Origin of the sequence: Vibrio lentus (genome assembly GCF_002875945.1) — a bacterium.
Lineage (GTDB): Bacteria > Pseudomonadota > Gammaproteobacteria > Enterobacterales > Vibrionaceae > Vibrio > Vibrio apostichopi.
Genome location: NZ_MCZK01000102.1, coordinates 141,056 through 153,688, shown reverse-complemented (window position 1 = coordinate 153,688; position 12,633 = coordinate 141,056). Strand labels below are relative to the sequence as shown.

The window sequence follows — 12,633 nt, the reverse complement described above, 5'->3', positions numbered from 1 at the left end:
ATCTAGGATCAGATAATAAGGAAGCGCTTTGGAAATACAAATTAGACATCTTGAACCCACCGACAACCAAGATATTTTTGATATTTATCGACACTCGTCAGTATTAGAGAATACTTCACAAAAGCCTTTCCTTAGCTCTGATCAAGTGGAGCGACTGTTTGGTCACTCAGACCATTTCACTTTAGTTGCTGAAGTGTCTGGCAAAGTCGTCGGCCACATTACTTTATTCATGACCACCAAAGTAAGAGACAGACATTGCGCTGGCCTTGCGATAGCGATTAATCCGGATATGCACGGCAAAGGGGTAGGTAAGACCTTAATGCAAGAAGCAATCAATCAAGCCGACAACTGGCTTAACCTCGTTCGACTTGAGTTAGAAGTTCATGCCGATAATCACGGTGCGATTGCTCTTTATGAAAGCGTCGGTTTTCAATTAGAAGGCACCAAAAGGCTGAGCACGTTCAAAGGCGGGAAATACATTGATATGTTGTTGATGTCGAGAATTAGACCTGACTATCTTTGATTATTAGTGACCCGTCCGGTTTGAAATAGCGAATGCAATAGCAACAGCAATAGCTCAAAGCCCTAAACAGTTCGTTGTTTGGGGCTTTATGTTATCTGAGACGTTATATTGATTGGGAAGGCATGTTGAATGACAGGGTTACTTTTGATGATAGGGCTACTTATTGTCGATCCCAAAACCGTTGCGCAGTGCAAATTGAATCAGTTCAGTGTGATTGTCGAGCTCTAAAAGATCTAACATACGGTATTTGTGGGATTCAATCGTTCGTGGGCTCAGAAACAGAATCTCGGCACATTGTTTTGCCGTATAACCTTGGGCCAGTTGAGTCAGAACCGTACATTGCTTTTTGGTCAGCAATAACAGCTTTTCACTTTCGTTAATATTGTCGGCTTCGTCACTGGTGACACTGCGCGTCATTTTAGAGTGCTGCCAAAAGCAGAGCCAAATATCACTGAGCAGCTTGATGCGCCTCATATCCGTCGCTTCAATAGGCGTATCGTAACGGTTGAAGCGTGAGAAGCCGATAGCGCCCCATTGTTGTCCAAATAATGAAAGGCTCACAATCCCATGCCAATTCGCACCTTCTTCGTAAAGTACACGTAACGGATCTATCTTGTGGTTCTCAAGTGTCTCTTCTGGGAATAATTGCCAACACTCTTTTGAACGCAAAAGCTTAAGGTAATCAAGATAATTGCCTTTTAGAAAGCGTTCCATTTCAAGCGGTGGGGTATCTGTTTTAGACACTGAAATGCTCTTACCTGTATCCAAAAGAATCATAGAGTTTGGAAATAGGGTAAGCCTGTCGAGCTTAAACCAAGCGAGCGCTTCTCTTGCCAGTAAGGAAAAAGTGTTGTCGAAATCTTTGGGTTGGCAAGCGGTCAAAATGTTGGTTTGGTGGGAAAGCAGATCTTCAAAACTATCGAATTGGGTATCTTTCATATTGACCGTCATTGGTTGTTTAAGACAAAAATAGCGGTAATAACTTAAGTGTGTCAACCCAAGTCTGTCAACCCAAGCGTCGAATGTTGTTCTGAATAAACTCGCTCTCGTGTGCCAAACTCTTATTAGCTTATTAGCTTATTGATCTATTGAGTAAATGGTTAGTGAAATTCCGACTGAACGCTGTATAGTAGCAACCGTTTGCTTCGTATAACCCCAATGATATGGTTTGGGGGTCTCTACCAGCTCCCGCAAAGTGCTGATTACGAAGGGTTTAGATCACAATTGTGTTCTTACTCTTTGTAATGGCGTTCAAAAAACATCCTGTCTATTATTCAGAGTAAGTGCACACCTAAAATCCATAGTAGGTGAAATATGAACGCATTTATTCAAGGTCTTCCAAAAGTAGAGCTGCATTTACACATTGAAGGTTCACTCGAACCCGAGTTACTTTTCCATTTGGCTCAGCGCAACGGCATTGAACTGCCTTACTCATCCCCAGAGCAACTAAGACGCGCATACGAATTTGATGACTTGCAGTCGTTTCTTGATATTTACTATCAAGGTGCAGATGCTTTGCGCACTGAACAAGATTTCTATGATTTAACATGGGCGTACTTAGAGCGTTGCAAAGCGGATAATGTTATTCATACAGAGATTTTCTTTGATCCTCAGACTCATACGGATCGTGGTATTGCATTCGACACGGCCATTAACGGCATTCATCGTGCGCTTGAATGCGGACGAAAAGAGCTAGGCATTACCTCTCAAATTATTGCCTGCTTCTTGCGTCACCTGTCTGAAGAGAGCGCAATCCAAACGTTCGCCGATGTACTCAAGCATCAAGATAAAATCGTTGGGGTTGGATTAGATTCCTCAGAACTCGGCCACCCGCCAGAGAAGTTTAAGCGCGTGTTCCAACAAGCCAAACAAGCGGGCTTTCTGACTGTGGCTCATGCAGGTGAGGAAGGCCCGGCTCAAAACATCGTGGATGCCATTGAAATGCTCAGTGTAAGCCGAGTAGACCATGGTGTGCAGTGCATGACAGATGACGCTTTGATAGCCGAATTGATTGAAACCAAAATGCCGCTGACTGTGTGTCCATTGTCTAACATCAAATTGCGCGTGTTCGATGTAATGGAAGACCACAACATTGTCGAACTGCTGAGAAAAGGCGTCGCTGTGACAATAAACTCAGATGACCCCGCTTACTTTGGTGGCTACATGTCGGATAACTTCAACGCAGTGAGCCAAGCTCATGAGATGACGAAGCAAGAGTTGGCGCAGTTTACTTTGAATGCCATTGAAGCGAGCTTTATCGAAGAATCACTGAAGCAGCAGTATCGAGATGTGGTTCAAGCGTACCTTGATCAAGCAGTTGAGCTCTAGTTAGCTCTGAATAGACGAGGTAGCTAGTAGTTAGCTTTCTAATAGAGGGGTAATTAGCAGGCAGATTACTAAAAGTTAGCTTATAGTCTGCGATCCTCTGCAATTTATCCATCGTAAAAAATATAAACGACCAGCCATTGTTGGTCGTTTTTTGTTTCTCCTACCTATGTTTCTCCTACCTATGATTCGCCAACTAAGTAAATGACTTAAGCTACTAAGATATATGATTTTATCTGAATAAAGATCTCTTGCCTTCGAAATGATGAACTACATTTAAAAGAGATCTAAAGATCTGGAAATACAGCGTTTACCTTATACAGCGATTGTCGAGGAGGAATAAACCGTTGCTAGAACCAACAATCAGTGAACAAATACAGTGGCCTTGTGATTTGCCACAAGACTTGATCGATAGCCTCGTTGAGATTGCTGTTTACAAGACAGGAATTCATAGCCTAGAGATCACACAAAAATTTCAAAACCTGCCTGGCGTTTTTTATATTCTCAGCGGTTCTGCAGGGGTCTGCTTTTCTACTGAGAACATGAAGAGCCTTTCTGGTGGCGTGATAGGTAAGGGCGATTGGATGGGCGCTTTGACAATTCATGCCGAATACAACCTATTTGCCGTCGCAGAAGAAGTCGAACCCATCACTATGGTACTTTTTCCTGCTGAGAAGGTGTTAGAACTGGCTGAAGAGCAGTGTATGGTCTTCAAATGGCTGCTTCATTGTGGAACCAGAGCACAGTCTATTTGGATGCAAGCTTACCTCTCATCGATTCATGAGAAAGAACAGAAAACCATCTATGTGCTCTTAGAGCTCGCAGCTCGTCAAACCAACGTTACGGGAGCAACGGTCAGTATCAATGTGTCACAGACTCAATTGAGCACGATTACGGGGATCTCAAGGTCGAGGTTAAATGAAGTACTGAAAGGCATTGAACAAGCAGGTTTAGTGACCATTCAAAGAGGCAAAGTGTTCATCTCGGATGTCGAAGGGCTTTACGCGCGTATTTCGCCAATGAACTTGATGATGCGAAACCCCGTCGAAGATATAAAGTCCTAATCGTCTAATGATTTCAGTCATTTCAATAATCTTAGTCAGTTAAACCTCGGTTTGATGATTGAGGACAGAACATGTACAACTTTATGAGTAAACTGCAGTGCTGTGTTCCTTTTGGAACATACATGCTTTCACTATCTCTATAACTTGCACTCTGTATTTATAAATTTAAATTTGAGTGGAGTGAGATGTTATGAAAATGGCTGTTTTGGAGTACAAGGTCTGTGGAATAGGCGACTGGATTAGAACCAGAGTATCGAGCCGTTGTGCACATTTACTGGCTGCTGAATATGGCTTATTAGGCTGGCCAACAAAAATTGATGGGGAAGCGTTCTCTGTTGAGTTGGTTTAGCGCGAACACTTATTCATTAAAACAGACACAAAAAAGCTGGCCACGATGTGCCAGCTTTTTTAGTTTGAACTAGCGATAAATCGATCTACTTGTTCACGTAATCTTTGAATTTTTGTTTGGTCTCAGCGTCAGCTTTGTCGTACCAAAAATAAAGCATTTCTTCAGCAGTATTCGCCGCGTTTGCGTCGATCTTTGCTGGTAGCGTTACTGGTTGAACAACGGCCGCTGTTGCGCCTGCTGCTGTACCCATTGCGAGCGCTGCAATGCCGCCTTTCTTATTGTACTCTTTCGCTTCTTGAGGGAATTTACGACCAATCTGCATCCCATCTTTCACTAGCTTGTCTTGCTTAACACTGATTGCATTTTGGTCTTCATCAACCAATTTCCAATCTAGGTTTTCAAAACCTTTCTTCGCTTCAGCGGTATTACGGTATTTAGGCATATCAAACGTCAATGCGGCGTCAGTAGCGCTAAAAGTTGCGATAATAGCGTCGCTATCAACAAACTCACGGTCGTTACCTTTATCAAAAGCCAGCTGATATTGGAATACGATTTGGTTTTGACCGTCTGGAACGGTTAGCGTTTTGTGAGAAGAGAAAAGACTACCGTCAAGATCTGGCTTAGCTTCATTAACCGCTAAGACATCTACGCTAGAAGGAACTTCAATTGTCACGTCAGCTAACACGTGTGGTGCTACGATAATTGTGGAAAGCAGCGCAATGGATTGTAATGTTTTCATAATCATACAGTTATTTTAGTGAGATATTTTTACAATCTCATGCAGAACGAAGTATTTCAAGTTGCCTTGTCTCGATTTGGTAAAATTCACCGAAACTTAACGTAAGGGCAGATCCTGAAAGCGTAATTGGTGCTTATTCACGCAAACTATAAGGTTGTATGCGTTATAGCTAGCCTAGTTATTTCGATGCTTCATTTCTTGTTGTTTTAGATTGCTGGTGGAGTTTGTGTATTAGACGCGTAGCTTGGTGGCTGTTCACCATCAATCGATTGATCAGCTGTTGAAGTAACTCTGCCTCTGGCATGAGGTGTTGTTCGGTCGTATATTCTGCTGACGCGGCAAGATCAAGTACCTCTGTCATTTGGAACTTAGTGGCCGTGCCTTTTACTGCATGTAATGTACTGCGTAAATCGTCAGGCTTAGCTGTCGAGAATATCTCTATCAGTGCGTCAATTTGGCTTTCTAAGTCACTTACCAGCGATTCTAAGCATTCGAGCTTCTCTTCATTTCCAAGCTCGTTTCCAACGAGTAATTGACTCCTAGATATCTCTTCTTCAGTAATGGGTAGCTTGTTTTTGGGGTGGCGAGTTAACACGGTGATATTGTTGTCGTGATGACGGGAGCTATTACTGCTTGTTAAAGCTATCTGATTTCTGTGTATCTCGAACTGCTCGTGAAATTCGTTGATGGCATTTTGTAAGCTGTTCTTTTGCAGGGGTTTAGTGAGAACGAAATCGGCTCCAGATACAAGGAATTCATCATGTGCTTCTTTGAAGACATCCGCTGTACAGGCGAAGACCACTGTTGTTAGTTTGAGATCGTTTCGAATTCTTTGTATCGCTTCAATACCACTCATATTCGGCATGTGGTTATCCATGATGATCAAGTCATATTGGTTAGAGGCTAACTTGTCGAGTGCTTGTAATCCATCGTAAGCGTTCTCTACCGATAAGTTGAGTGATTCACAGAACTTTCTGATAACCATGGCATTTATCTTGTTATCTTCAACGAGTAAGACGGTGAAGTCTTCGAGAGCCGTATTGGTTTTGCTTTCGACTTTTTCCTCTATTGTTGTTGCAAGCTCTTTCATTTCGAGTGGTAAAGACAGTGAAAACTGAGTCCCAACATTCAGTTGGCTAGTCACTACAATGTTTCCGCCCATCAATTCGACCAATTGCTTCACAATCGACAAGCCTAAACCTGTTCCGCCAAACTTGCGTGTTGTTGAAAGCTCGGCTTGTTCAAAGGCTGTGAATATATGGTCGATTTTGTCTTCTGCAATCCCAATACCGGTATCCGTGATTAAAATATTCACGCTGGGTGGAGTGGTTTTGGCAATCTCGAATTGAACCTCGACTTTTCCTGACTCCGTGAATTTGACCGCGTTCCCCGCGAGGTTGAAGAGTATTTGACGGGTACGAGCCGGGTCGCCAATTAATTGAATATTCGATGGGATGTTATCTTTTATCGTAAAAGTGACGCCTTTGTCAGCCGCAAGAGGAGTGAGTGTTTTATCTAGGTGGGTGACAACATCACGAACTGAGAACGGGCTGTATTCCAACTCCATTTTCCCTTGTTCGACTTTAGAAAAGTCCAAAATGTCATTAAGTATTGTGACTAAGTGTTGGCCAGAATCAATGATCACCTGTGCTTGCTTACGGGTATCTGCTTCTTGTGAATCATCTTTGATGATCTGGGCAATACCGAGTACACCATTCATTGGGGTTCTTAATTCATGGCTCATAGTCGCGAGGAATAAAGACTTGGCTTCATTGGCTTTTTGCGCCGTATCCGCGGCTTGCTGATAGGCTAGGTTGTTGCGTTTTAACTCAAAGATTCGCAGGATAAAAATGGCAAACGAGAATGCGAAGATCAGAATGGAAAGTATCCCTAAAAGCTTAATAATAAGCCCTTTAAGTTGATCTTGTAGGTTCGTGAACTCATGCTCAACGTGTTCAAGGTATTCCATGCTCTGAACGGAGAGGATCCCTGACAATAACTCACCTTGCTGTAAATGCAGCTCAGTAAATGTGGTCGTCAGTTGTGCTAAATCTGAGTCTTCTTCTTGCAGAGGAAGGTCGGCTTCAATTTGAAGTATGCTAGCAAGAAGATCGCTTTTAATCCTCGATGTAGGCGATAAAGAATCGCTTTCCATCAGTCGCTTGGTAAGAGATTGAAGGATAAACTGGCGTGCAACACTTAAACCGACAAGGTTATCCAATGTATCAATGTTGGACATTGAAGACAGGTAAAAATTATCGAGTAATTGTTCGGTAGGTAACCCACTAAATAAAGAGGAGTGGATGTTGGTATTTTGATAGCTCTGTTTGAGTTTCTGCAGTTCTTTTTCTAAGTTCACGAGGCTTGCTGAAAGTTGATAGGGGTTAGAGATACCTGCAATGGCAGTACTGGTTATCTGGTCCCGCATCTCAAGCACTTCATGCCCTAATTCTCGAACGACCCCTCCGTATTTGGCGATCTTCTCATGCTCAAAATAGGTGAGAGTAAGCAAACTGACTAAGCCAATGAATAAAGCCAGAAAGAGTAAGAATATGAGCCTGATTCTATTCATTTTCAAACTCCACTAACATCTGAGGTCGGTTACCGGTGAGAGATTCGAGAAACACTTTGATGTCGCTAATGGTTTGTTGTTCAAATGTTTTTCCTAACTGGCTCTCTCCCATAATCTTAATCGCCTCTTCTAACGTAGCGGTTTGTCCATCGTGAAAATAGGGGGCCGTAATCGCGACATTCCTAAGGCTCGCGACACGAAATAGATGTTTATCTTGAGGTTGAGCAGTAAACATAAAGCGGCCTTGATCTTCACTTCGTTCTGAACCTGTCTTTGATAACCCAAAATATCCGAATCGCATCACCATACCTCCACCAATATTGGTGCCTTGATGACAACGGATACAGCCTTCTTCTTGAAAGGTTTCCCACCCGCGTTGTGCGGTTTCAGAAAGGGCATTCGTGTCACCACGTAAATACTGATCAAATGGCGCATCTGGGGTGGTTAGCCCTTGCATAAATTCAATTAAAACGGCTTTTATCGACGCAGTATCAATGGGTATCTGTTCTGCTTGGAACATATCAATGTAGTCGTCCGACTGGGATACATAATTGGTAATGAGTTCCCAGTTGGAATCCATTTCATCGACGTTGTGCACCGGGCCATCAATTTGGTCAGCAAGGTTGTTCACTCGTCCATCCCAAAAGAATCGATAGTTAAAGACAGCGTTAAAGACCGTGAGTGAATTTCGCATTCCAGCGCCATTGACGCCAATAGACACAGGTATCACTTCAGCTCCGTTCGTTTTTAAGCTATGACAACTTTCACAGCTGACGCTTTGATTTGAGGAGAGGTTAGGGTCTTTGAACAGTGCCCACCCAATTCTTGCGAGTTTGTGGTCTATTTCTATGGAATCGGGAATTGGGAAAACTTGCAAACCAGAAGAACTGACGCCTGTGTTGCTAATGCCTGTGTTATTGCTGATACCTGTATTAGCGCTCGTGTTTTTGTGTGAATGCTCGCTAGTTAAGGAAGGGGGTGCTTTGTTTTCCTCATCATGGGAATGGTGAGTGTCGAACGATGCAGCATCATAAACTAAGGCTGCGATTGAAATACACGTTATAGCAATGCCGATTCCTACCAAATATGGAGTTTTCATCGCATTAGTTCCATCTGAATTTAGACCATTTTGTCAGCTCAAAATCCTTATGAGCTCACTTACTCTGTGAACGACAAGTATACAAATATAAATCTAGTTTCATAATGGAAATCTTGCAAGCGTAGGGGTTAGAACTTCGTTCTATGAGGAAGGCGACCAAAGGTTGAAACTTAAGGCTTGGTATTTGGTATTCGTTAGTGAGGTATGATTGAGCAGAAAATTTATCGTAACGAACGCGGCGTTTCAATCATGTGTGTGATTCAAATCTGGTGCATTTCAGAAACCAGTTTTTAGACTTAATAACCAATACAGTCTTAATAACGAGTAGATGCAAAAAAGCCGTGATAGCGAAATGGCTATCACGGCTTTGCTTCAATCTAGTCAGTGACTATTTAGCATAAAGTAATGATTACTTAGCTTGTGCCGCAGCTGCTTCTAGTTGCTTAAGTTTACCTTGAAGCATGTAAGCATTCTGGTTGAAGTTACCAGGGTTCAACACTTGGCTTTGCTGCATAGGGTAGTCAGGTAGCGTGTTCATGAACTCTTGTACTTTGCCGCCTACAGGTACGAATAGCCACATGTTGTCTGCCATCCAGCGTAGGTACATGCCAGATTCGTGTGGTGCTTTTTCGAATGGGTCAGCACGTAGGTGAACTACTTGAGGCCAGTTTGGTTGGAAACGCACCGCATCAACGATGTTACCATCCATAACAGCGAATGAAATCTTGAAGTCGTTCCAACGTACTGCGTTTAGCTCAGCGTTAGCAGAGAAGTAAAGCATGCTGTCACGAGGGCCTTTCTCTTCTTTACCTTCGAAGAAAGGTAGGAAGTTGTAACCATCTAGGTGTACACGCCAGTTCTTACCGTTGTAAGACGCGCCTTTATCAGAAGCTAGCTTCTCAACCACTTTATCATCACCAGCAGCTGCTAGTAGAGTCGGGATCCAGTCTTGGTGACTCATGATGTCGTTGATCTTAGTTCCCGGTTTGATAGTACCAGGCCAGCGAACTAGCTGAGGAACACGCATACCACCTTCGTAAGTTGTACCTTTCTCACCGTGGAAGTAAGTTGCACCGCCATCAGGCCAAGATACTGTCTCTGCACCGTTATCGGTAGAGTAGATTACGATTGTGTTGTCTGCGATTTTAAGCTCATCAAGCTTGTCTAGAAGGATACCCACTTGGTCATCGTGCTCTAGCATGCCATCTGCGTAGATGCTGATACCTGATTTACCTTGGTATTTTTCTTGTAGACGAGTCCACACGTGCATACGTGTTGTGTTGTGCCAGATGAAGAATGGTTTGTCAGCTTTCACTGCTTTTTCCATGAACGCTAGAGATTCTTCTAGGAACTCTTCATCAGCATGCTCCATACGCTTACGCGTCATAGGGCCTGTATCTTCAATCTTACCGTCAGACGTCGACTTGATTACACCACGAGGACCGAAGTTCTTACGGAACTCAGGGTCTTTAGGGTAGTAGTATGTCTCTGGCTCTTCTTCCGCGTTTAGGTGGTATAGGTTACCGAAGAACTGGTCAAAGCCGTGGTTCGTTGGAAGGTGTTTGTCTTGGTCACCCATGTGGTTCTTACCGAACTGAGCAGTCATGTAGCCCTGTTCTTTAAGAAGGTCAGCGATAGTTGGAGCCCAATCTGGAATACCATGGTCTGAACCTGGCATACCGATAGTCAGAAGACCAGTACGGAATGGTTCTTGACCTGTTAGGAATGCAGCACGACCTGCAGTACAAGACTGTTGACCGTAGTGATCGGTAAACAGTGCGCCTTCGTTAGCAATACGGTCGATGTTAGGTGTTTCGTAACCCATCATACCGTTGTTGTAAGCACTGATGTTGAACACACCAATGTCATCACCCCAGATAGCAAGAATGTTTGGTTTTTCTGCTGCTGTTGCCGCTGAAGAAGCTGCTAATAAGCCAACACCTAATGCTAGTTTATTAATTTTAGTACCCATAAGGACTCCATTTACTTTTAAGATTAATGCGTTAGAACAACACATCGATGAGCGCACATTAATCTCAAAAATGGATGCTGTCTTTTTATAGTGGTTATAACTAAATGTTATGGGTATGTGCTAACTTAATGATTCTAAATGATTTAGTTCTGATGAGTTAAATATCCCTTCAATTTGTATGTGTGATCCTAGTCAAGTTTGCTTACGTAAAATTTATCGGCCATTTGTGGGTTATCGAAAATAGAAAAATGACAAAAAGATTAATAAGTTAGTGAATCTCGCGAATGCGTAAAAAATGGACTATAGGTAGTAGGGCAGGATGCAAATAACTAACGAAGAGGTTTCTATGACAGCGAAATATGGCGTCAAACGTCGATTAGCGATTTTGGGTACTGCGATGATGGCGGCTTCCACCACCACATTCGCAGCAGAAAAACCGAATATTCTCGTCATTTGGGGTGATGACATTGGTCAATCTAATGTCAGTGCGTACACCTTTGGCTTAATGGGGTATCAAACTCCGAACATTGATAGCATCGCCAAAGAAGGCATGATGTTTACGGATTACTACGCAGAGCAATCTTGTACCGCAGGTCGCTCTACGTTCATTACGGGTCAAAGTGTACTTAGAACCGGTTTGAGTAAAGTAGGCTTGCCGGGTGCCGATATTGGTCTTCAAGCAGAAGATGCAACCATTGCTGAAATGCTTAAACCAATGGGTTACATGACCGGTCAATTTGGTAAAAACCACCTTGGCGATAAAGATGAATTCCTTCCAACAGCGCACGGGTTTGACGAATTTTTTGGCAACCTTTACCACCTGAATGCTGAGGAAGAACCAGAAAATGAAGATTACCCAACCGACCCAGAGTTTCGTAAGAAATTTGGCCCACGTGGTGTAATCAAATCATTTGCTGATGGCAAGATTGAAGATACGGGCCCACTAACGCGTAAGCGTATGGAAACCGTTGACGAAGAAACACTCGATGCAGCACTCGATTTCATGGATCGTGCGGTGAAAGCCGACAAGCCCTTCTTCGTTTGGTGGAACGCAACACGTATGCACTTTAGAACGCACGTGAAAGCTGATAGTAAAGGTGTGACAGGCGTTGGTAACTACGCTGATGGTATGGTTGAGCACGATCGACACGTTGGCCAACTATTGAAGCAAGTGGATGAGTTGGGTATCAAAGACAACACGATTGTTTTCTACTCAACAGATAACGGCCCACACATGAACTCTTGGCCTGATGCCGGTACAACACCGTTCCGTGGTGAGAAAAACACCAACTGGGAAGGTGCATACCGTGTACCAGCAATGGTTCGTTGGCCAGGTAAGATTGAACCGGGCAGTGTCTCTAACGAAATTATGCACCACATGGACTGGATGCCAACCTTCGTTGCAGCCGCTGGTGATGATCAGATCAAAGAGAAACTGCTGAAAGGTCATACTGCGGGTGACAAAACGTTCAAGGTGCACCTAGATGGTTATAACTTCCTGCCTTACCTAACCGGTGAAGAAGAAAAAGGTCGTCGTCACGAGATCTTCTACTTTACTGATGACGGTGATTTAGCGGCGCTTCGTTACAACCAATGGAAAGCGGTGTTCATGGAGCAGCGTGCAACGGGTACCATGCAGATTTGGTCAGAACCGTTCGTGACGTTACGTCTTCCTAAGCTGTTTAACCTGCGTATGGACCCATACGAAAATGCAGATATTACATCGAACACATACTACGACTGGTTGCTAGACCATGCTTATATGTTCGTTCCTGCACAAGCGTATGTGGGCAAATTCTTAGAAACATTTGCTGAATACCCGCCACGCCAAAAAGCAGCAAGCTTTAGCTTGGATCAGGTTATGGAGAAACTTCAAGAGAACCATAACAAGTAAGCTTTGGTTTATTGAAACTGATAGCTTGATGAAACTGAAAACACGAAAGAGCTCCTCGGAGCTCTTTTTTTATGCGCATATCGGTGAGTAAATACC

The 12,633-nt window shown here is 43.3% G+C and carries 10 protein-coding genes and 1 riboswitch; of the genes, 5 read left to right on the top strand and 5 right to left on the bottom strand.

Annotated features, from left to right (window positions below; genetic code table 11):
• Window positions 1-28 precede the first annotated feature (28 nt).
• Window positions 29-523 (top strand): GNAT family N-acetyltransferase, encoded by a 495-nt coding sequence (locus BCT49_RS09235; protein WP_102434989.1) that lies wholly within the window; start codon window positions 29-31, stop codon window positions 521-523.
• A 156-nt stretch (window positions 524-679) separates the two neighbouring features.
• Here the strand turns inward: BCT49_RS09235 and BCT49_RS09230 are convergent, their stop codons facing one another.
• A complete protein-coding gene (locus tag BCT49_RS09230) occupies window positions 680-1,462 on the bottom strand; it encodes a response regulator transcription factor (protein ID WP_102434988.1) in 783 nt (260 codons plus the stop codon).
• A gap of 186 nt (window positions 1,463-1,648) precedes the next feature.
• Window positions 1,649-1,748: riboswitch (purine riboswitch) on the top strand.
• An 89-nt stretch (window positions 1,749-1,837) separates the two neighbouring features.
• Between BCT49_RS09230 and BCT49_RS09225 the strand changes: the two genes are divergently transcribed.
• The 3 genes from BCT49_RS09225 (at window position 1,838) to BCT49_RS25810 (ending at window position 4,261) form a co-directional block, all read left to right on the top strand.
• A complete protein-coding gene (locus BCT49_RS09225; protein ID WP_102434987.1) occupies window positions 1,838-2,851 on the top strand; it encodes an adenosine deaminase in 1,014 nt (337 codons plus the stop codon).
• Window positions 2,852-3,195: 344 nt separating this feature from the next.
• Window positions 3,196-3,912 (top strand): Crp/Fnr family transcriptional regulator, encoded by a 717-nt coding sequence (locus tag BCT49_RS09220; RefSeq protein ID WP_102434986.1) that lies wholly within the window; start codon window positions 3,196-3,198, stop codon window positions 3,910-3,912.
• A gap of 190 nt (window positions 3,913-4,102) precedes the next feature.
• Window positions 4,103-4,261, top strand: coding sequence for a hypothetical protein (locus BCT49_RS25810; protein WP_198595837.1), 159 nt, complete (start codon window positions 4,103-4,105; stop codon window positions 4,259-4,261).
• 85 nt (window positions 4,262-4,346) lie between these two features.
• Here BCT49_RS25810 and BCT49_RS09215 read toward each other — a convergent pair whose 3' ends face one another.
• From BCT49_RS09215 to BCT49_RS09200, 4 genes are all read right to left on the bottom strand, one after another.
• Window positions 4,347-5,000, bottom strand: a complete 654-nt coding sequence (locus BCT49_RS09215) for a DUF2057 family protein (protein ID WP_102435035.1) — start codon at window positions 4,998-5,000, stop codon at window positions 4,347-4,349.
• 178 nt (window positions 5,001-5,178) lie between these two features.
• The gene (locus BCT49_RS09210) at window positions 5,179-7,572 is read right to left on the bottom strand and encodes an ATP-binding protein (protein ID WP_102434985.1); all 2,394 of its coding nucleotides are present in this window, start codon (window positions 7,570-7,572) and stop codon (window positions 5,179-5,181) included.
• Window positions 7,565-8,671 carry a cytochrome-c peroxidase gene (locus BCT49_RS09205; RefSeq protein ID WP_102434984.1) on the bottom strand — a complete coding sequence of 369 codons (1,107 nt, stop codon included), beginning with the start codon at window positions 8,669-8,671 and terminating at the stop codon, window positions 7,565-7,567. The genes BCT49_RS09210 and BCT49_RS09205 overlap by 8 nt, the downstream gene beginning before the upstream one ends.
• A gap of 409 nt (window positions 8,672-9,080) precedes the next feature.
• Window positions 9,081-10,643: an arylsulfatase gene (locus tag BCT49_RS09200; protein WP_102434983.1), complete on the bottom strand. Its 1,563-nt coding sequence runs from the start codon at window positions 10,641-10,643 to the stop codon at window positions 9,081-9,083.
• A gap of 346 nt (window positions 10,644-10,989) precedes the next feature.
• Between BCT49_RS09200 and BCT49_RS09195 the strand changes: the two genes are divergently transcribed.
• Window positions 10,990-12,537, top strand: coding sequence for an arylsulfatase (locus BCT49_RS09195; protein WP_102435034.1), 1,548 nt, complete (start codon window positions 10,990-10,992; stop codon window positions 12,535-12,537).
• Window positions 12,538-12,633: the final 96 nt, after the last annotated feature.

Coding starts and splice junctions, on each gene's coding strand:
- BCT49_RS09225 (WP_102434987.1), top strand. CDS start 1,838: ATGAACGCATTTATTCAAGGTCTTCCAAAAGTAGAGCTGCATTTACAC.
- BCT49_RS25810 (WP_198595837.1), top strand. CDS start 4,103: ATGAAAATGGCTGTTTTGGAGTACAAGGTCTGTGGAATAGGCGACTGG.
- BCT49_RS09195 (WP_102435034.1), top strand. CDS start 10,990: ATGACAGCGAAATATGGCGTCAAACGTCGATTAGCGATTTTGGGTACT.
- BCT49_RS09205 (WP_102434984.1), bottom strand. CDS start 8,671: ATGAAAACTCCATATTTGGTAGGAATCGGCATTGCTATAACGTGTATT.
- BCT49_RS09200 (WP_102434983.1), bottom strand. CDS start 10,643: ATGGGTACTAAAATTAATAAACTAGCATTAGGTGTTGGCTTATTAGCA.
- BCT49_RS09215 (WP_102435035.1), bottom strand. CDS start 5,000: ATGAAAACATTACAATCCATTGCGCTGCTTTCCACAATTATCGTAGCA.
- BCT49_RS09210 (WP_102434985.1), bottom strand. CDS start 7,572: ATGAATAGAATCAGGCTCATATTCTTACTCTTTCTGGCTTTATTCATT.
- BCT49_RS09230 (WP_102434988.1), bottom strand. CDS start 1,462: ATGAAAGATACCCAATTCGATAGTTTTGAAGATCTGCTTTCCCACCAA.